Source organism: Streptomyces sp. NPDC107575 (genome assembly GCF_055657265.1).
In genome coordinates, this window is the sequence record NZ_JBVKBG010000001.1 from 576,301 (window position 1) to 595,779 (window position 19,479).

Annotated in this window: 17 protein-coding genes; 8 read left to right on the forward strand and 9 right to left on the reverse strand. The window is 71.1% G+C overall.

Going from position 1 to position 19,479, the window contains the following annotated elements:
• Nucleotides 1-264 precede the first annotated feature (264 nt).
• The 5 genes from ACZ7L4_RS02720 to ACZ7L4_RS02740 are packed head-to-tail and all read left to right on the forward strand — an operon-like array spanning nucleotide 265 to nucleotide 7,372.
• Nucleotides 265-1,506: an extracellular solute-binding protein gene (locus tag ACZ7L4_RS02720; RefSeq protein ID WP_472099098.1), complete on the forward strand. Its 1,242-nt coding sequence runs from the start codon at nucleotides 265-267 to the stop codon at nucleotides 1,504-1,506.
• A gap of 4 nt (nucleotides 1,507-1,510) precedes the next feature.
• On the forward strand, nucleotides 1,511-2,509 hold the full coding sequence (locus ACZ7L4_RS02725; protein ID WP_472099099.1) for a carbohydrate ABC transporter permease: 999 nt from the start codon (nucleotides 1,511-1,513) through the stop codon (nucleotides 2,507-2,509).
• Nucleotides 2,506-3,369: a carbohydrate ABC transporter permease gene (locus ACZ7L4_RS02730; RefSeq protein WP_472099100.1), complete on the forward strand. Its 864-nt coding sequence runs from the start codon at nucleotides 2,506-2,508 to the stop codon at nucleotides 3,367-3,369. Before ACZ7L4_RS02725 ends, ACZ7L4_RS02730 begins: the two co-directional genes overlap by 4 nt.
• Nucleotides 3,366-4,790 (forward strand): sulfatase family protein, encoded by a 1,425-nt coding sequence (locus ACZ7L4_RS02735; protein ID WP_472099101.1) that lies wholly within the window; start codon nucleotides 3,366-3,368, stop codon nucleotides 4,788-4,790. Before ACZ7L4_RS02730 ends, ACZ7L4_RS02735 begins: the two co-directional genes overlap by 4 nt.
• A 35-nt stretch (nucleotides 4,791-4,825) precedes the next feature.
• Complete coding sequence (locus ACZ7L4_RS02740; RefSeq protein WP_472099103.1) at nucleotides 4,826-7,372, forward strand: beta-galactosidase; 2,547 nt, start codon at nucleotides 4,826-4,828, stop codon at nucleotides 7,370-7,372.
• 8 nt (nucleotides 7,373-7,380) lie between these two features.
• On the opposite strand, the gene ACZ7L4_RS02745 is transcribed toward ACZ7L4_RS02740, so the two are convergent.
• Nucleotides 7,381-8,991 carry an alpha-amylase family glycosyl hydrolase gene (locus tag ACZ7L4_RS02745; RefSeq protein WP_472100361.1) on the reverse strand — a complete coding sequence of 537 codons (1,611 nt, stop codon included), beginning with the start codon at nucleotides 8,989-8,991 and terminating at the stop codon, nucleotides 7,381-7,383.
• Between the two features lie 66 nt (nucleotides 8,992-9,057).
• Nucleotides 9,058-9,870, reverse strand: a complete 813-nt coding sequence (locus ACZ7L4_RS02750; protein WP_472099105.1) for an endonuclease/exonuclease/phosphatase family protein — start codon at nucleotides 9,868-9,870, stop codon at nucleotides 9,058-9,060.
• 179 nt (nucleotides 9,871-10,049) lie between these two features.
• On the opposite strand from ACZ7L4_RS02750, the gene ACZ7L4_RS02755 reads away from it, so the two are divergent.
• From ACZ7L4_RS02755 to ACZ7L4_RS02765, 3 genes are all read left to right on the forward strand, one after another.
• Nucleotides 10,050-12,152 carry a glycoside hydrolase family 3 N-terminal domain-containing protein gene (locus ACZ7L4_RS02755; protein WP_472100363.1) on the forward strand — a complete coding sequence of 701 codons (2,103 nt, stop codon included), beginning with the start codon at nucleotides 10,050-10,052 and terminating at the stop codon, nucleotides 12,150-12,152.
• Nucleotides 12,153-12,257: 105 nt separating this feature from the next.
• Complete coding sequence (locus ACZ7L4_RS02760) at nucleotides 12,258-12,455, forward strand: antitoxin (protein WP_472099107.1); 198 nt, start codon at nucleotides 12,258-12,260, stop codon at nucleotides 12,453-12,455.
• A 109-nt stretch (nucleotides 12,456-12,564) separates the two neighbouring features.
• Nucleotides 12,565-12,879 carry an EthD family reductase gene (locus ACZ7L4_RS02765; RefSeq protein WP_472099109.1) on the forward strand — a complete coding sequence of 105 codons (315 nt, stop codon included), beginning with the start codon at nucleotides 12,565-12,567 and terminating at the stop codon, nucleotides 12,877-12,879.
• A 78-nt stretch (nucleotides 12,880-12,957) separates the two neighbouring features.
• On the opposite strand, the gene ACZ7L4_RS02770 is transcribed toward ACZ7L4_RS02765, so the two are convergent.
• The 7 genes from ACZ7L4_RS02770 to ACZ7L4_RS02800 form a co-directional block, all read right to left on the reverse strand.
• Nucleotides 12,958-14,367, reverse strand: a complete 1,410-nt coding sequence (locus ACZ7L4_RS02770) for a glycoside hydrolase family 16 protein (protein WP_472100364.1) — start codon at nucleotides 14,365-14,367, stop codon at nucleotides 12,958-12,960.
• Between the two features lie 224 nt (nucleotides 14,368-14,591).
• Nucleotides 14,592-15,113, reverse strand: coding sequence for a hypothetical protein (locus ACZ7L4_RS02775; RefSeq protein WP_472099111.1), 522 nt, complete (start codon nucleotides 15,111-15,113; stop codon nucleotides 14,592-14,594).
• Nucleotides 15,114-15,175: 62 nt separating this feature from the next.
• Nucleotides 15,176-16,381, reverse strand: a complete 1,206-nt coding sequence (locus ACZ7L4_RS02780) for a pyridoxal phosphate-dependent aminotransferase (RefSeq protein ID WP_472099113.1) — start codon at nucleotides 16,379-16,381, stop codon at nucleotides 15,176-15,178.
• A 14-nt stretch (nucleotides 16,382-16,395) separates the two neighbouring features.
• Nucleotides 16,396-17,181 (reverse strand): alpha/beta fold hydrolase, encoded by a 786-nt coding sequence (locus ACZ7L4_RS02785; RefSeq protein WP_472099115.1) that lies wholly within the window; start codon nucleotides 17,179-17,181, stop codon nucleotides 16,396-16,398.
• Nucleotides 17,178-17,453 carry a muconolactone Delta-isomerase gene (locus tag ACZ7L4_RS02790; protein ID WP_472100366.1) on the reverse strand — a complete coding sequence of 92 codons (276 nt, stop codon included), beginning with the start codon at nucleotides 17,451-17,453 and terminating at the stop codon, nucleotides 17,178-17,180. Before ACZ7L4_RS02790 ends, ACZ7L4_RS02785 begins: the two co-directional genes overlap by 4 nt.
• A 24-nt stretch (nucleotides 17,454-17,477) precedes the next feature.
• Complete coding sequence (gene catA / locus ACZ7L4_RS02795; RefSeq protein ID WP_472099117.1) at nucleotides 17,478-18,332, reverse strand: catechol 1,2-dioxygenase; 855 nt, start codon at nucleotides 18,330-18,332, stop codon at nucleotides 17,478-17,480.
• Nucleotides 18,333-18,367: 35 nt separating this feature from the next.
• Complete coding sequence (locus ACZ7L4_RS02800) at nucleotides 18,368-19,471, reverse strand: mandelate racemase/muconate lactonizing enzyme family protein (protein WP_472099119.1); 1,104 nt, start codon at nucleotides 19,469-19,471, stop codon at nucleotides 18,368-18,370.
• Nucleotides 19,472-19,479: the final 8 nt, after the last annotated feature.

Sequence of the window (19,479 nt, forward strand, 5' to 3'; positions counted from 1 at the left end):
CCAGGCACTCGGTTTTCTCCGCGCGCCCCGACGCTCCCGCCTTTTCCGCGTTCAGGGCGCGCCCCTCCGACTGCCCTCCCCACGCCCCCAGTTCAGCAGGTTTACCCAAGCGTTACCTCTGTGGCTCTTGAGCTGACCCAAACCGTGCGTCAGGGTCGTGCCTGCATCGTTGTGTAAGCGCATACAGGCAGCGCATACAACGGCTGTTGCCGCTTGCTCGCCCCAGTCCGAGCACGAGCGCGTACTGCGCGTCTAGGAGGAGCCATGTCACGCACCACCCTGTCCGCCGGTCTGGCCCTGACCCTCGTGTCGGCCATCGCCCTGACCGGGTGCGGAAGCGGAGGGGGCGAGGAGGTCGCGGCCGACGCCAAGCAGACGCTGACCGTGTGGGCGATGGGGGAGGAGGGGGCGCGACTCAAGCCCGTGGCCGAGGAGTTCACCAAGGGACACCCCAACATCAAGGTGAAGATCACCCCGGTCGGCTGGGACGTCGTGCACCAGAAGCTGGTGTCCTCCCTGGCGGGCAAGAAGCTCCCCGACATGGCGCAGATGGGCTCGACGATGATGGGTGAGTTCATCGCCCTCGATGCCCTGGAACCGGTCGACACCAAGGCCTTCAAGCGCTCCGACTTCTTCCCCGCCACGTGGGACAGCAACGTCAAGGACGGCACGGCCTACGGCGTCCCCTGGTACGCCGACGTCCGCGCGCTCTACTACCGCACCGACCTCGCCAAGAAGGCCGGTGTCACCAAGGCCCCGGCCACCTGGGCCGATCAGCAGGCGCTCGCCACCGCGTACAAGAAGCACGGCGCGGAGTACGGCACCCTTCTGCAGCCCGGCAGCACCGGCGCCTGGCAGGGCTGGCTCCAGTACCTGTACTCGACCGGCGGCGAGCTCATCGGCAAGGACGGAAAGCCCGCCCTCGACTCGCCGCAGTCCGTCAAGGCGCTGAAGGCGTGGGGGAGTTACTTCGACAAGGGACTTGCCAAGAAGAACTTCACGCCCGGCGAGGACGCCGCCAAGGACTTCTCCAACGGGAAGCGGCCGATGTTCCAGTCCGGCCCCTGGATGGTGCAGAACATCAACGACCAGCACCCGGAGCTGAAGGGCAAGTGGGCCGTCGCGCCCGTGCCCGGCGACACCTCGTCCACCTCCTGGGTCGGCGGCTCCTCCCTCGTCACCTTCAAGGACAGCGCGCGCAAGGCGGCCGCCGAGGAGTTCACCAAGTACCTGGCCACACCAAAGGCGCAGGCCCACTGGTACGAGGTGGACAAGACGCTGCCCGCCGCGAAGGCGGCCTGGGACCAGCCCGCGATGAAGAAGGGCGACAGCTCGCTGCCCGTCTTCGAGAAGGCGCTGGACTCGGCCAAGGCCGTCCCGCCGGTGGAGAAGTGGAACGAGTTCGCGGTGCAGATCGAGACCTCCCTGGAGAAGATCGCCCGCGGCGCCGACGCGAGCGCCACCGCGAAGCAGCTCCAGAAGTCCACCGAGGGACTGGTGGGCTGACGCCATGAGCTCCACCACCGCGGCCACCGGCGCCGAAGGCCGCGTGCGCAAGGACCCGGAGGGGGCGGGACGTACCGACGACGTCCCGCCCCGTCCGGCCGGCGACGGCCTCCGCAAGGACCGGCTGGCACGCCACAACCTCGCCGGCTGGCTGTTCTCCACGCCGTTCCTGGCCGTGTTCCTCACCTTCATGGCGTTCCCGATCGTCGCCACGCTCGTGATGAGCTTCACCGACTTCGGCCTGCGCAACGTCACCGACCCGCTGTCCGCGCAGTTCGTCGGCCTGGACAACTACACGAAGCTGTTCCAGGACGACAAGTTCGTCCGCGCCCTGCTCAACACCCTGTACTTCGTGGTCCTCGGTGTGCCGCTGACCATCGGCTCGGGCCTCGTGGCGGCCGTCCTCCTCAACTCGGGCATCGACCGCTTCCGCACCTTCTTCCGCGTCGGCTTCTACGCCCCCGTGGTCACGGCCATCGTCGCGGTCGCCGTCATCTGGCGCTTCGTCCTCGACCCCAGCGAAGGCCTGATCGCGGGGCTCGGCCACCAACTCGGCTTCTCCACCCCGGACTTCCTCGGCTCCGAGACACTCGCGATGCCGTCCCTGATCGTGATGGCGGTCTGGCGCAACATGGGCACGGCCATGGTGCTCTTCCTCGCCGGCCTCCAGGCCATCCCGACCGAGGTACGGGAAGCGGCCCGGATCGACGGCGCGGGCCCCTTCCAGGAACTCCGCAGGATCACGGTGCCGCTGCTGCGCCCGACCATGCTGTACGTCGCCGTGATGACCACCATCGGCTTCCTCAACGTCTTCGAGGAGCCGTTCGTGATGACACAGGGCGGACCCAACGAAGCCACCATGACGCTGTCGCTCGACATGTACCGCGAGGGCTTCGACTTCTTCCACATGGGCTACGCCAGCGCCATGGCGTACGTCCTCTTCGTGATCGTCCTGGCCGTCACCTCGCTCCAGCTCCGCCTCCTGAAGGACAAGACCAAATGAGCGCCACCACGACCGACACCCGGGTCCGCGGCGGCAGGTCGCGACTGTCGCGCACGTCCGTCTACGTGCTCCTGAGCGCCGGACTGCTCGTGATGGTCGCGCCGTTCCTGTGGATGGCGCTGTCCTCCTTCAAGACCCCGCGCGAGCTGGGCGCGAGCCCGCCGGTGTGGATCCCCACCGAGTGGACGCTCGCCAACTTCGGCAAGCTCGCGGACCTGATGAACGTCGGCCAGGCGTTCTTCAACTCGGCCCTGGTCGCCGTCTTCGTCACCGCCTGCAATCTGCTGTTCTGCTCGATGCTCGGCTACGCGCTCGCCAAGCTGAACTTCATGGGCAAGCGGCCGATCTTCGCGATGGTGCTCGGCGCGCTGATGGTGCCCGACAACCTCATGCTGCTGCCGAAGTTCGTGATGATGAGCGGGATGGATCTCGTCGACAGCTACGCGGCCCTGATCCTGCCGTTCGCCGCCGGCGCCTTCGGCGTCTTCCTGATGCGCCAGTTCATCCAGGCCGTGCCCGACGAACTCCTGGAAGCGGCCCGGATGGACGGCGCCCGCGAGTGGTACATCTTCTGGCGCATCGTGCTGCCCCTGGTCAAGCCGGCCCTGGCGACACTGACGATCTTCACGTTCCTGGGCTCGTGGAACAACTTCCTGTGGCCGCTCGTCGTCACGAACGACCCCTCGAAGTACACGCTGCCCGTCGCCCTCGCCACGTTCGCCACCGACCCGACCCAGGCGGACGGCTCCAACGGTGTGCTGATGGCGGGCGCCTTCCTGGTCGTCCTGCCGGTGCTGCTCGTCTTCGTGCTGCTCCAGCGCTTCTTCACGCAGGGCATCGCCACGGCGGGCCTCAAGTGACCCGGCGCACCGGAGGCGACCGCCGCCCCAACCTCGTCCTCTTCATGACCGACGACCACGCGGTCCCGGCCATCGGCGCGTACGGCAGCGTCATCAACACCACCCCGGCCGTGGACCGGCTCGCCGCCGAGGGCATGCGGTTCGACAACGCCTTCTGCACCAACTCGATCTGCTCCCCGGCCCGCGCGAGCCTGCTCACCGGCACGTACAGCCACATCAACGGCATGACGACGCTGGAGCAGCCCGGCCAGAAGTTCGACTCCTCGCAGCCCTCCTTCCCGGCGATGCTGCAGGCGGCCGGCTACCAGACGGCCATCGTCGGCAAGTGGCACCTGGGCCACGGACCGGCGAGCGACCCGGTCGGCTTCGACCACTGGGAGATCCTGCCGGAGCACGGCGTCTACCACGACCCGAGCTTCCTCACCCGCGACGGCGAACGCCAGTACCCCGGCTACGTCACCGACATCATCACCGACCTGGCGCTGAACTGGCTCGACCGCCGGGACCCCGACAAGCCGTTCGCCCTGCTCATCCAGCACAAGGCCCCGCACCGCCCGTTCGAACCGGCGGAGCGCCACCGCCACTTGTACGAGCACGAGGACATCCCGGCGCCGGCCACCCTGCACGACGACTACAGCCACCGCTCGACGGCCGCCGTCGAGGCCGAGATGCGGATGAGCGACCTCCAGGACAGCGACCTCAAGGCGCCCGTTCCCGAAGGCCTCTCGGAGCGCGAGGAGCGGGAGTGGCGCCACCAGCGCTACATCAAGGAGTACCTGCGGGTCATCGCCGCGCTCGACGAGAACGTGGGCCGCGTCCTGCACCACCTCGATGTCACGGGCGACGCCGCCGACACCGCCGTCGTCTACACCTCCGACCACGGCTTCTACCTCGGTGAACACGGCTGGTTCGACAAACGGTTCATGTACGACCCGTCGCTGCGGATCCCGCTCGTGGTGCGCTGGCCCGGCGTGGTCGAGCCGGGCTCCGCCTGCGACGAACTGGTCGTGAACGTCGACTACGCGCAGACGATCCTCGACCTCGCCGGCGCCGAGGCCCACCCGCGCATGCAGGGCCGCAGCCTCCTCCCGCTCCTGCGCGGCGAACACCCGCGGGACTGGCGGCAGTCCGTCTACTACCGCTACTTCGAACACCTCGACGTCTGCCACAACGCGCAGGCCAGCTACGGCATCCGCACCCACACCCACAAGCTGATCCACTACCCGGGCCACGGCTCGGGCCAGGTCGGCGCGAAGAACGAGCACCGCACACCCGAGTGGGAACTCTTCGACCTGATCCGTGACCCGGACGAACTCCACAACCGCTACGACGACCCCGCCTACGCGCACACCGTGGCGGACCTGACGGAGCGGCTCACCGGGCTCCAGCTGCAACTCCAGGACTCGCCCGCGCACTTGTGACGGGCGCCGCCCCTCCTCCCCGCACAGGAGTGTTCATGCCCCCTGCCCCGACCGCGCCCGTGGAGAGAACCGGTGCGAGCCGTCGCGCCGTGCTCGCCGGGATGGCCGCCGCCCCGGCCGCCCTCGCGACGGATGTCGGTACGTCACCCGCGGCGGCCGCCACGCCGACGCGGGACACCGACACCGCGGCCGCTGTCACCTTCCGCGACCGGCAGTTGTGGATCGACGGCGAGCCCACCGTCGTGATGGCCGGCGAGATCCACTACTTCCGGCTGAAGCGCGCGGACTGGCAGTCCCGCCTCGACCGCGCGAAGGAGGCGGGACTCGACACCATCGCCACGTACATCCCCTGGATGTGGCACGAGACCGGCGACGGCAGCCTCGACGTCACAGGCCGCACCCGTCCCGAACGCGACCTCGGCGCCTTCCTCGACCTGTGCCGCGACAACGGCTTCAAGGTCATCGCCCGGCCGGGCCCGTTCACCATGGCCGAGCTGAAGGGCGAGGGCGTGCCGCTGCGCGTCCGTGAGGACCACCCCGAGATCGTCGGCACGGGCTGGGACGGCGCCAAGGCCACCACCGCCGCGCTCGACTACCTCGCCCCGGCCTACCTCAAAAAGGTCAAACGCTGGTACGCGGCCGTCATGCCGGTTCTCGCGAAGCGCCTGCACCGCAAGGGGCGGCCCGGCGTCATCGCCTGCCAACTCGACAACGAGATCGGCATGCTGGCGTGGGTCAGCAACGGACCGAACCTCACCACCGGCGCCCTGGCCGACTTCAACGACTGGCTCGACACGACGTACGGCGACGGTCTCGGCGACCGCTACCCCTTCGCGGACGCGCCCGCCGACGACCGCGACAAGGCGATCCGCGCCCCCAAGGACGCGTACGCGGCGGCGCTCATGCACGACCTCGGCAGCTTCATGCGCGGCCGGTTCGCGCGCTACGTCGAGGAGTTGAAGAGCTGCGCGCGCGACGGCGGTGTCTCCGGGATCCCCTTCCTCATCAACATCCACGGCACCGGCGGCGGCACGGCGGAGAACTTCCCGATCGGTATCAGCCAGCTCATGGAGACCTACGCGGGCCGGCCCGGCATGATCGCAGGCTCCGACTTCTACCTCGGCGACCTCGATCTCCACAACGTCACCGACCTGTACCTGATCAATGCCTTCATGGCCGCGGTCGCCGACGACGACCAGCCCCTGTCGGCCCTGGAGTTCGACGCGGGGCACGCCGACTACGGCAATAGCCTCTCGGCCCAGACCGACGCCGAGAGCACCTGGCTCAAGACCCACCTCTGCCTCGCCCAGGGCAACAAGCTGCTCAACTACTACTTGTTCGCCGGCGGATTCAACCCCAAGCTCGACAGGCCGACGGGCGACGGCAACGACCGCATCGGCATCACCGGCGAACGCCACGGCTTCGCCGCACCCGTCGACCCGGAGGGACGGCGCGGCGTCAGCTTCGAGCCGACCCGCCGCAGCGCCCGCTCGGTCCGCGCACTCGCCCCGCTCCTCGCGACGGCCCAACCCGAGCTCGACGAGGTGGCACTGGCCTTCGTCCCCGACCACTACCTGACCGAGTACCACCCGACCGGCCGGGACAAGGCCGACGCGGTCCTCGCCGATGTACAGGCCGCCCGCGGTTACGGGCCCGGCGGCGCCCTCACCCGCGGCATGCTGCTCGGCGGCTTCCGCTACCGCAGCGTCGATCTGCAGGCGGGCGACATCGCCCCGAAGAGCGTGCCGGTCCTCGCGCTCGCCACCGGCGAGTACCTCGCGGCCGCCCTGCAGAAGCGCCTCGTGCGCTACCTGGAGGCAGGCGGCAAGCTCGTCCTCTCGGGCAAGGTGCCCGGCAAGGACATGGCGGGCGACACCTGCACGGTCCTCCAGGACGCGCTCGGCCTGAAGCCCGAGAAGACCATGACCGACGCCAACCAGTTCTGGCTGTCCGTGTCCGCCCACGGCTGGGCCGAGGGCATCGCCGAAACCCGCGTGGGCTACGCGCAGTTGAGCACGGCGAGCCGGGGCGTCACGATCCTGCGGGAGATCACGACCGGCAAGGGCTGCGCCTTCGACATCCCCGTCGGCGAGGGGCGGGCCGTGGTCGTCGCCACGGACTACCGCTGCGACCTCGACTTCTGGATGGGCGCGTTCCGCCGACTCGGCGCGACACCCGCCGTGCGGCACTCCGCCACCCGCCCCGGCGTCTTCCTGCTCACCACGCGCGACGCCGACGGCGGCCGCCTGCTGCACGCCTTCAACGTCACCTCCGGGTACGCGGAGGACATCGCCGTGACCGAGAAGGGCAGGGCCCTCTTCGGCGGTGCACGCCTCCACCTCCGGGGCCGCGGCTCGGCGATCCTGCCGCTCGGTCTGCGCGCCGGCGGCCTGCGCATCGCGTACGCGACCGCCGAGATCACGGGGGTCGCCGAGGGCAGCGTCACCTTCCGCACCCTCGGCGACGAGGCCGTGGTCGCCGTCGACGGCACCGCCCACTGCGAGGGCGCACGGTCCTCGTCGGAGGGCGGGCGCACCGTGCTGCGGGTGAAGCGCCGGGAGTTCACGGTACGGAAGGGCTGAGGCCCGGTTCAGACCTCGAAGATCCCGAAGCCGAACCCCGCGGCCCGCACCCGGCCGTCGGACACCTCGACGCCCTGCGCGAGCAGCGGCGTCGCGGTTCCGGCGGCGGCCGCGTACTCGGGCGGCAGGTCGTACGAGGCCTCGGCCCGGCCCGGGTTGACGGCCACCAGGTGGTGTTCACCGCGCACGTACACCAGCGGGTACCCGTCGTGCAGCACGCGCGCCGCGCCACGCGAGCCCAACTCCGGGCGTGACGTACGCAGTTCGACCAGACGTCGCACGAGGTTGAGCAGGGAGCCGGGGTCGGCCCGCTGGTCGGCGACGTTCGGCCGGTTCGGTGCCGGGTCGAGCGGCAGGTACAGCTCGTCGGCGGGCGCCGTGGAGAAGCCCGCGTTCCCGGTGGCGTCCCACTGCATGGGCGTACGCGAACCGGCACGGTTGTAGCGCGGGCCGAGCCGGCTGCCCTCGTGGTCGGGCAGGCCCGGGACGTAGCGCATGCCGATCTCGTCGCCGTAGTAGATCGCCGGCAGCGTCGGCCAGGTCAGCTGGAAGGCGAACGCGGCGGGCAGTTGGTCCGCGGTGCGCGGGCCGCAGCACAGCCGGGAGAAGTCGTGGTTGGCGGTGGGCAGGCAGGAGAACCCGGCGTCGCCGATGGTGTCGGTCGTCGAGCGCCAGATGTCGAGGAACGTACGCGGCGAGCCCAGCGCCTCCGCCCCGAAGTACGGCTCCAGGGGCTCCCACGGCTCGCTCACCGTGCCCTCGAAGTTGTTCCAGAGGGAGCGCAGCGCGATGCCGTCCCGGACGGGCCCGAACTGGAGGAAGAAGTCGCCGTGGAAGCCGGAGGGGACCGATGTCGCCGGGTCGCCCCACTCGGAGAGCAGCGCGGCGTGCGGGTGCGCGGTGTCCAGCCAGCCGCGCAGCTCCCGCCACAGGGCCGAGGTGGCCGACTGGTCGGGGTCGTCCTTGACCAGCGATGCCGCCATGTCGACGCGGAAGCCCGACAGGCCGAGGGACAGCCAGTGGTCCATGACGTCGCGCAGCGCCTGCCGGTTGGCGCGCGGGCCCTCGGCGTCGACCGGCAGGCGCCACGGCTCGGCCGGATCCCGGCGCGCGTAGCCGAAGTTGAGGGCGGGCTGCGACTCGAAGAAGTTCGGCAGGTAGTGGCCGGGGCGGCTGCCGGGGGATGCGACGAAGCCCTCGGGGAGGGCGGCCGGGTCCTCGGGGTTCGCCCAGATGTAGCGCTGGTCGTCCGGGTCGTTCGCGGACGCCGTGAACCAGGGGTGGGCGTCGGAGGTGTGTCCGGCCACGAGGTCGAGCAGCACCCGGATGCCGCGGCGGCGGGCGGCCTCGACGAGGCGGGCCAGGTCGTCGTTGGTGCCGTAGCGGGGCGCGACGGAGAAGTAGTCGCTGACGTCGTAGCCGGCGTCGCGGAACGGCGAGGCGAAGCAGGGGTTCAGCCACACGGTGTTGACCCCGAGCCACGACAGGTGGTCGAGCCGTGACTCGATGCCGGCGAAGTCGCCGATGCCGTCCCCGTTGGAGTCGGCGAAGCTCTGCGGATAGATCTGGTAGAGCACGGCGTCGGCCAGCCACTCGGTGGCGGGGCGTCGGTCGGACAGCGGCACGGTGAACGTCCTTCGGAGTGAGAGCGGAGTGAGAGCGGGGCGAGAGCAGGGCGGGTCGGGTCAGGGGTGGTGCGGGTGCGGGAGCCGGATCTCCGCGCGTACGGGCAGATGGTCCGTCGGACGCAGGCCGTCGCGTGCGAACTCGTCGAGCACCACCTCGCGGACGCGGGTCCCGGGCGAGACCAGGATCCAGTCGATGCGCTCGCCGTCCGGCTCGGGCGGACCGTAGTCGTGGAAGGTGCCGAGGGCGGGCCCGCGCCGCTCGGCCGTGTCCCAGGTGTCCACCAGGTGGGCCGTGGACAGCAGAGCCGTGTGCACCTCGCCTCCCGCCGCGGTGTTGAAGTCGCCGGTCACGATGCAGGGGAGGCCGGGGGCGAGGGCGTGCAGACGGTCGCCGAGAAGGCGGGCCGCCCGGGTACGCGCGTGCGCGCTGGCGTGGTCGAAGTGTGTGTTCGCGGCCAGGAGTTCGGCACCGGTCGCCAGATCGCGGAGCCGCAGCCATGTCACCATCCGCGGGCAGCCCCCGCCCCAGGTCTCCGAGCCCGCCACCTCCGGTGTGTCGGACAGCCAGAAGTGCCCGTGCTCCAGGGCCGACAGGCGCGCGCGGTCGTAGCCGACGGACATGAACTCGCCCCGGTCGCCGCCCTCCCTGCCCTGGCCCACCCATCCGTAGCGCTCGCGCCCGAGGTCGTCGGCGAGCTCGCCCAGCGGGCCGCGCAGACCCTCCTGCGTGCCGAGCAGATGGGGCCGCGCCCCGCGCAGCAGCTCCGCGACCAGCGGGCGGCGCTCGCGCCACGGATGCGGCGAACCCGGCCAGTCCACATGCAGGTTGAGGGACATGACCCGGAGCGGGGCCGATGCTTCGTCCGTCACGGGAAACCTCCGGGAAGGCCCGGTGGGGGGCCTTGTCGCCACCAATTGAATGCGCTTACATTCATGCCGCGCGAGAACGTTAACTTCGCGGACATCGATACGGCAACAGGCAGAGAAGGCTTCGAGGTCACCCCGTGCTGCGAGCGTACGAACCACAAGTCAAGGAACTGCTGGACCGGATGACGGTCCAGGAGAAACTGGGGCAGCTCCAGCAGCTGACGTGGACCGATGAGACAGGACCCGGCGGCGGGCAGACCGCCGAGATCGAGGAGGCCGCGCGGGCGGGACGGCTCGGTTCCGTCCTGAACATCCACGGCGCGGCGCACACCAACGCGCTGCAGCGCATCGCCGTGGAGGAGTCGAGGCTCGGCATCCCGCTCCTGTTCGGCCTCGACGTCATCCACGGCTTCTGGACCACGTTCCCGATCCCGCTCGCCCAGGCCGCCGCCTTCGACCCCGAGGTGTCACGGAGCGACGCCGAGGTGGCGAACCGTGAGGCCAGGACGAACGGTGTGCGCTGGACGTTCGCCCCGATGATGGACGTGACGCACGAGCCGCGCTGGGGCCGGATCGCCGAGGGCTCCGGCGAGGACCCGTACCTCAACGCGGTCTACGCCGTTGCCAAGATCCGGGCCCATCAGGGCGCGGCTGACGGCAGCGAGCTGGCGCACGACGACCGGCTCGCCGCCTGCGCCAAGCACTTCGTCGCGTACGGGGGTGCGGAGGGCGGCCGCGACTACAACACGGTCGACGTGTCCGAACAGCGGCTGCGCAACCACTACTTGCCGCCCTTCAAGGCCGCGATCGACGCGGGCGCGGCCACCGTGATGGCCGCGTTCAACACGGTCGGCGGCGTCCCCGCGCACGGCAACGCGCACACGATGCGGGCGATCCTCAAGGACGAGTGGGACTTCGACGGCTTCGTGGTCAGCGACTACACGGGCGTCGAGGAGCTGATCGCGCACGGCTTCGCCGAGGACGGCGCGGACGCGGCGGCCCTCGCCTTCGGCGCGGGGATGGACATGGAGATGGTCTCCACGAACATCACCGAGCACGGCGAGAGCCTGGTCGAGTCGGGCGCGCTGCCGCTCGCACGCCTCGACGACGCAGTCGCCCGGATCCTCCGCCTGAAGTTCGCCCTCGGCCTGTTCGACAGCCCGTACTGCGACGAGTCCGCCGAGATCACCGAGCCGGGCCGCGCCGCCCGCACGGCCGCCCGCGCGGCCGCGGCGCGCTCCATGGTGCTGCTCAAGAACGAGGCGCAGGCGCTGCCGCTCGCGCCGGACACCGGATCGATCGCCGTGGTCGGCCCCTTCGCCGACTCGACCGACCTGCACGGCACATGGGCGGGTCCGGGCTGCCGCCGCTTCCCCTCCGTGAGCGTCGTGGACGCGGTGCGCGAGGCGGCCCCGGCGGCGACGGTCGCGCACGCGGGCACGGACCCCTCGCAGGCGGCGGACGCGGCGCGCCGGGCGGACGTCACCGTGGTCGTCGTGGGCGAGGACCCGGCGCTCAGCGGCGAGGCCGCGGTGCGCGCCGACATCGGGCTGCCCGCGGGCCAGGAGGAGCTGATCGCCGCGGTCGCCGCGACCGGCAGACCGTACGTGGTGGTGCTCGTCAACGGCAGGCCGCTGGTCCTCGGCGACTGGTACGACGCGGCGCCCGCCGTCCTCGAGGCCTGGCACGGCGGCATCGAGGCGGGCCACGCGGTCGCCGACGCCCTGTTCGGCGCGGTGAACCCGGGCGGCAAGCTGCCGGTGACGTTCCCGCGCGCGGTGGGCCAGATCCCCGTCTACTACAACCACGAGAGCACGGGCCGCCCGTACGACCCGGACGAGAAGTACACATCCAAGTACCTCGACCTGGAGGACGGCCCGCGGCTGCCCTTCGGTCACGGCCTGAGCTATACGACGTTCACGACGTCGGCCCCGGCGCTGAACCGCGCGTCGCTCACCCGCGCGGAGCTGGCCGACGGCGCCACGGTCGAGGTGTCCGTCAGGGTCACCAACACCGGCGACCGCCCCGGCGACGAGGTCGTCCAGCTGTACGTCCACGACGTCACGGCCAGCATCGCCCAGCCCGTCCGCAAGCTTCGCGGCTTCCGGCGCGTCACCCTCGCCCCAGGCGCCACCACCACGGTCTCCTTCCCGCTCGGCGAGGAGGACCTCGGCTTTTGGACCAACGACCCGGCGGGCACCTTCCGCGTCGAGCGGGGCCGCTTCGACGTGTACGCGGGCACGAGCTCGACGGCCTCGGAGTACGGGACGCTGCGGGTGCTGTGACCTGGGCCGCGCGCCGGTCCGGCCTCCGCTCCGTGGGCGCCCACATGCGCGCCCCGCCCACAGGCGTGATCCTGGAGGTCAGGAGAGGCCCACGAGGAGGTTGCCATGTCCGCGTTGGACAAGATCAAGCAGATGATCAAGGGGCACGAGTCCCAGGCCGGCAAGGGTGTCGACATGGCGGGCGATGCCGTGGACAAGAAGACCGGGGGCAAGTACAGCTCCCAGGTCGACTCCGCCCAGGACCAGGCCAAGAAGCACCTCGGCATGGACCAGGGCAAGGGGCAGGACGAGTCGCAGAAGTAACAGGCGGCCGGGGACTGTCCCGGCGCGGCCGGGGAAGGCCAGTGGTGCGGGAGGGGCGGGTGGACGCCGCCCCGCCCGGAGCGGACCCGTGCCACGAGGAGGCCCACCGATGTACCGGATGACCGTCATCTACGATCACCCCGCCGACCCCGACAAGTTCCTGACCCACTACCGCGAGGTGCACGCGCCGCTGGCGTCGGAGATGCCGGGGCTGCGGTCCTTCCAGTGGAGCGTGTCCGAGATGCCCGACGGGTCGAAGCCGCCGCACTTCCTGGTGGCGGCGCTCGACTGGGACTCCAAGGAGGACGCGCTCGCCGCCCTCGGCACACCGGCCGGGCGGGCGGGCGCCGAGGACATCGGCAACTTCGTCGCGCCGGGCGGCGTCAGCATGAGCTTCTCGGAGGTCGTCACCTTTCCGCTCTGACGCGCCGGTGCGCGGGAAGCCGGTGACACCCCTGCGAGGCGCTGGCCCCCGCAGGGGTGTCCCCGTGTGTGCCGGCGGTCAGTGCCCGAAGGAGAACCAGTTCACGTTCACGAAGTCGGCCGGCTGGCCGCTCGTGAAGGTGAGATACACGTCGTGCGTGCCGGTCACCGGGGCGATGTTGGCCGGAACCGTCCGCCAGGACTGCCAGCCGCCGGTGTTGGCGAGGGAGAAGCTGCCGATCGGCGCGCTGGTGCGGCTGTCGAGGCGCACCTCCACCAGGCCGCTGACCCCGCTCGGCGCGCCGCTCGCCACCCGCGCCTTGAACTGCGTGGCCGCCGTGGAGCCGAAGTCGACGCCCTTGTAGAGGGCCCAGTCACCGCCTGCCAGATTGCCCAGGTTCTGGCCGCCGCCCGAGTCCGTGGTGCTCTCGGTGGCCACGCCGGACTGGCTGTCGTACGACTCGGCCTGGATCGATCCGTAGGCGTCACGGTTGCCGGACGGCGGCGGAGTGGTGCCGCCGCCGTCGGCCGACAGGACCTGCACGTAGTCCACGACCATCGGCTTTCCGGGCTGGGTGTCGCCGTCGAGGCCGCCGCCGAAGGCGTCGGGGAAGCCGCCGCCCATCGCCACGTTCAGGATCAGGAAGTAGCCGTGGTTGGTGGCGTTGGCCCAGGTCGTCGCGTCGACTTGATTGGCCTTGACCGTGTGGTAGGTGACGTCGTCGACGGAGAAGCGGATCGCCTCGGGGCTGGCCGAGCGGTCCCACTCCATGCTGTACGTGTGGAAGCCGGACTGGCAGGTGCTGCCGGGGCAGGCGGTCGAACCGCCGATGCCCGTCGTCTCGTTGCAGGGTCCGCCGGGGTTGGTGCCGCAGTGCATCGTCGCCCAGACCTTGTTCAGGCCTTGCACGTTCTCCATGATGTCCAGCTCACCGACGCCGGGCCAGTTCTGGTAGTTGCCGCGGTACGGGGCGCCCAGGGCCCAGAACGCCGGCCAGTAGCCCTCGGCCGCGGTGCCGGTGACGTTCGGCATCTGGATGCGCGCCGAGACGCGCAGCTTGCCGCCCGCCGGGGGCTGGAAGTCGGTGCGCTTGGTCTCGATGCGGCCGGACGTCCAGTGGCCCGAGGAGTCGCGCAGCGGGGTGATGCGCAGATTGCCGCTGCCGTCGAGGGAGACGTTGGCCGTGCTGCTGGTCATCGTCTCGACCTCGCCGGTGCCCCAGTTGGCGGGGCCGCCCGGGTACGAAGTCCCCGTGTCGTACTGCCAGTTGGAGGTGTTGACACCGGTGCCCGCGGAGCCGTTGAAGTCGTCGAGGAAGAGCTGGTTCCAGCCCGACGGGGGAGGCGGGGCGGCGGCTCCGGCGGACTGGGTGGTGGCGGTCGTGGCGGCCGCGACCAGTCCGAGGGTGGCGGCCACCGAGGCCAGGGTCCTGCGCAGTACGTGCCGTCCGCGATGGCCACGCGTACGGGTGCGGGTGCGCGTGTGCATGCCGGGTCTCTCGTGCATGGGGGGTGCCTCCAGGGATCGGGTGGGATGCGAGCTGGACAGCCTGCTGCCTGGAACTTTCTGGGAGCGCTCCCAGAGCGGTCTCAATGTGCTCTCGACCGCCCAGTGCGTCAAGAGTTGAAACAGGCGAAGTTCCTTCGTGGCTGGTGAGTTCACCCCATGAAGGCGCGACGAGGCCGCGCGCGGCAGTCGTCGACGTACGGGGATCAGTGCCCGGCGAGCAGCTTCACGAAGACCACGCCCAGGCCGATCGCGGCGTTGAGCGCCGAGGTCACCACGGCGTGCAGGGCCCCGGCACCGGCCCGGCGGCCGCCCACGAAACCCCACAGGGCGAGCGTGAGGACCTCGCTGCCCGCGGCGATCCACAGCGCCGTCGTGAGGTCCACGGCCCCGAGCGCGGACACACCGATCAGCAGCAGCGGCCCGATGGCACTGGTCAGCAGCGGGCTGCTGGTGAACAGCTCGTGCTTGATCTCGTGCAGGGTGGGCCGGCTGCCGTGCACGACCGGGTGGGCCTGCATGTCCGCCACCAGGGTCGCCAGCCACAGGCCGAGCGCGGTGGCCGCCACCGCCACCGTCGCTCCCTTGTGGCTGCTGTGCCCGCCCTGCGCGAGGCCGACCAGGACGGCGAGCAGGGTCAGGGAGGCGTAGATGCGCTCCTTCAGGCGCTCGCCGAGCACCGCGGCGCGGTCGTACGGGGCGGCCTCCGGCGGCGTGCTTTCGCTCATGATCGAACCCTATAGCGGCGGGGCGGAGGGGCCCCGGCGATGCGCCCTGGCGAACGGCCGGTTCAGCGCAGCCCGGCCACGAACTTGCCCAGCCGCTCCAAGCCCTCGCGGAGTTCGCCGGACGACGCCGCGTACGACAGGCGTACGTGGGTGTCCGCCGTGTGGGTCCCGAAGTCGCGGCCCGGGGTGAGGGCGACGTGCGCGTCCCGCAGGGCCCGTTCGCAGAACTCCCAGGAGGTCAGGCCCGTGCCGGCGACGTCGAAGTAGACGTAGAAGGCGCCGTCGGGCGGGACCGGGACCGGCAGGCTGATCCGGCGCAGTCCTTCGAGGACGAGCGCGCGCCGCTCGGTGAACTCGGTGCGGCGCTCCTCGCAGATCGCGAGGGACGCCGGGGTGAAGCACTCCAGGGCGGCCTGCTGGGCGGGGGCCGAGGCACACAGGAAGTAGTTCTGGGCGATCCGCTCCATCGCGGCGACGAGTGGCTCCGGCGCGATGCACCAGCCGAGCCGCCAGCCGGTCATGCCGAAGTACTTCGAGAAGCTGTTGACGACGACGGCGTCGGGGTCGACCGACAGCGCGCTGCGCGGCGGCCTGCCCTGCTCGTCGTGGTCGCCGAGGTCGAGGTAGATCTCGTCGACGAGCCGCCACGCGCCGCGCTCGCGCGCGAACCGGCAGATCGCGTCCAACTCGTCGAGCGGCACGGAGGTCCCGGTCGGGTTCGAGGGCGTGGCGACCATGACGCCCGCCGTCCGGTCCGTCCAGTGCGCGCGCACCGACGCCGCGTCCAGCTGGAAGCGGGTGGCCGCGTCCGTGGGGACGAGGGTGACGTCCGCGCCGAAGCTCTCGACGATCTGCCGGTTGCACGGGTACGAGGGGTCCGCGATGAGCACCTCGTCGCCCTGGTCGACGAGGGCCGCGGTGGCCAGCACCAGTGCCGCGGAGGCACCCGCGGTCACGACGACACGGGCCGGGTCGACCTCCACGCCGTGCCGCTCCATGTAGAAGCGGGCGATGGCCTCCCTGAGCGCGGGCAGTCCAAGGGCCGCCGTGTAGGCCAGCGGCCGCCCGTCCATGGCCTCGCGCATCGCCTCGCGGACGGCAGGCGGCGCCCCGGAGTCCGGCTCGCCGAGGTTGAGCTTGACGACTTGGTGGCCCTCGGCCTCCAGCGCCGCGGCCTGCTTGGCGAACTCCATGGCGTAGAACGGGGCGATGTTCCGCGCCCGCTGCGCGATCTTGATGTCGGGCGTGGACTCGGTCGTGTCGGGCATGGCGCGATCCTATTTCAGCGGGTCGGTGTGCGGTCCAGGTGCCTCCTCAGCGCCTCCAGCAGCGGCGATGCCGCCTCGGCGGCCAGATGACCGCACTCCAGTACCTCCAGGTGACCGCGCTCGACACCGGCCGCGAGTTCCTGGGCGTGGGGGAGCGGTGTCGCCACGTCCCGCGAGCCGCCCACGACGAGCGTCGGCGCGCTGATGTCCGCGAGGCGGTGGCGCAGGTCGTATGCGGCCAGGGCGTCGCAGCAGGCCGCGTAGCCCTCCGTGTCCGTCGCCGCCAGGGCGTCGAGCAGGCGGCGGCCGGTGGACGTGGCGGCGAGGGTCCCGTCGCTGAACCAGCGGTCGGGAGCGGTCGCGAGGAGCGCGGCCGTGCCCTGCTCGCGGACGAGGCGGGCCCGCTCGTGCCAGGGTTCCGGCGGCCCGAAGTGTGACGAGGAGCAGACCAGGGCCAGGGACGCGATCCGGTCCGGGTGGTGCGCGGCGAGGTGTGCCCCGACGGCGCCGCCCAGGGAGATCCCCGCGTAGTGGAAGCGGTCCAGGCCGAGGCGGTCCGCCAGGGAGACGACCAGGGCCGCCAGGTCGGCGACCGTGGTGGCGCCCGCCTTCGTGTTCGGCAGGAGCCCGGTGGCGGACCCGCCGTGACCCGGCAGGTCGTAGGCGATCGTCCTGAAGTCCCGCGCCAGGCCCGGGATCTGCTGGTCCCAGACCCTTGTGGACGTGCCCAGGGACGGGCCCAGGAGCAGCGGCGGCCCGTCCGCCGGGCCGCTCACCACGTGATGAGGCAGTGCCGTCACACCGGGTCCCCGGCCGCGAGGTCGGACGGGTGCTGCGCGAGTGGTGTCACCTCGATGGACATGAAGGGGAACAGTGGCAGGTTCCACAGGATCTTGTGCAGCGCCTCGTTGTCGGCGACGTCGAAGACGCTGAGGTTGGAGTACTGGCCGACACACCGCCAGATGTGCGCCCACTCACCGGACTTCTGCAGTTCGTGGCAGTAGGCCTTCTCCCGGGCCACCAGGTCGGCGCGCTCGTCCGGAGCGAGGTCGCGCGGGATGTCGACGTCCATGCGTACAGCGAACAGCACCGTGCATCACACCTTGTCGAGAACGAAGTCGTACGTCACCTCGCGGCCGCCGCCCGTGGCACGGGGCGTCGGGTCGAGGATCAGCTCGGGCTTGACGGCGGAGGCGATGTCGTCGGCCACGTGCTCGCCGCCGTTGAAGTACAGCTGGGTGGTGACGAGTTGATGGCCGGGCGCCGACACCTTGAGGTGCAGATGGGCGGGGCGCCAGGCGTGCCAGCCCGCGGCCGAGATGAGCCTTCCGCAGGAGCCGTCGGTCGGGATCTGGTACGGGGCCGGCTGCACCGTGTGGATCCTGAAGTGGCCCTGGTCGTCGGCGACGACCGTGCCGCGCAGGTTCCACTCCGGCAGGCCGGGCGCGTACTGGGAGTAGAAGCCGTCGTCGTCGGCGTGCCACATCTCGACGGTGGCGCCGGCCAGCGGGGTGCCGTCGACGGCGCGCACCTGGCCCTGGAACAGCAGCGGTGTGCCGCCCTCGTCCGCGCGCATCGGCAGCGTGGCGTCGGCGGTCAGTTCGGGCGCGTCCGGAACGTAGTACGGGCCCTCGATGGTGCCCTTGCTGCCCTCGCGGTTCTCGTTCGCGACCTCCTCGACGACGTGCTCGACCCACACGTCGAGGAAGAGCGGCCACTCGCCGTCCTCGCCGACCTGGATCAGCCACGCCTTGAGGGCGTCGTACTCGGCGTAGCTCACCTTGTGGCGGCGGATGATGTCGTGGGTGGCGGCGAGGAGTTCGGAGACCAGGGTGTTCACCCGCGCCGTGTTGGCGGCGGGTGTGTCGGTGCGCTGCTTGCTGCGGAACTGCTCGGTGGCCGCGTTGCCCGACGCGGAGGCCGTGGCCTGCTCGGTGGCGGTGTCCGTCATGGTGTGTCCCGTCCTTGATGGGGTGATGGTGTGCATCAGGTGTCCTGGCGGTAGCGGGCCAGCTTCTCGGGGTCGATGTCGATCCCGAGGCCCGCGCCCTCGCGGACGCGCAGCGTGCCGTCCGCGATCGTGAGCGGCTCGGTGAGCAGGTCGTCGGACATGTCCAGGAAGTTGGAGAGTTCGCCCGCGTGCAGCGAGGAGGAGCGGTGCGCGGCGCCGAAGGCGACCGAGCACAACGTGCCGATCTGGCCGTCGATCTGATTGCCCATCACGACTTCGACGCCCAGGCCCTCGCACTGGTGCAGCACCCGCTGGGAGGCGGTGAAGCCGGTGCGGGCGGTCTTGATGCTGATGGCGGTCGCCGAGCCGCCGAGCAGCTCGCGGGTGACCTCGGCGGCCCGGGTCGCGCTCTCGTCCGCGATGAACGGGATCGGGCTCTGCGCGACCAGCCAGCGCCGCCCGAGCACGTCGTCGGCGGGGCACAGCTCCTCCGCGAACGTCAGGTCCAGGTCGGCCATCTCCCGCAGGGCGCGCGCAGCGTCGGAGGCCGACCAGCCGCGGTTCCCGTCGACGTACAGCTCCACGTCGGGGCCGAGGGCCGCGCGCAGCGCCCGGCAGGCGGCGACGTCCTCGGTGTACGGGTTGCGGCCCACCTTCACCTTGAACGTCGTGATGCCGTACGTGTCCCGGACCCGCTCTGCCTCCGCGACCATGGCCTCGGCCGGGGCGAAGCCCACCATGTGGCTGACGCGCATCCGGTCGCCGAAGCCGCCGAGAAGACCGGACACCGGCAGCCCCGCGCTCTGGCCGAGCAGGTCCCACAGGGCCATGTCGACGGCGGCCTTGGCGGCCGGATTGCCGACGGTCCGGTCCAGGCGCGCGTGCGCCAACTCCCGTTCGAGGACGGTGAGTCCCAGGAGCTGCGGCGCGAAGATCTTGTCGATCACCGCGACGATCGACTCCTGCGTCTCGCCGTACGTGTAGGGGCGGGGCGGCGCCTCGGCCGTTCCCACCAGGCCCTCGTCGGTGTGCACCCGGACCAGGACATGGTCGGCGGTGTGCACCTCGCCGCTCGCGAACCGCAGCGGCTTGACGTAGGGGATGGCGAAGGGAATCGCCTCCACCTTGACGATCTTCATGGCATTCC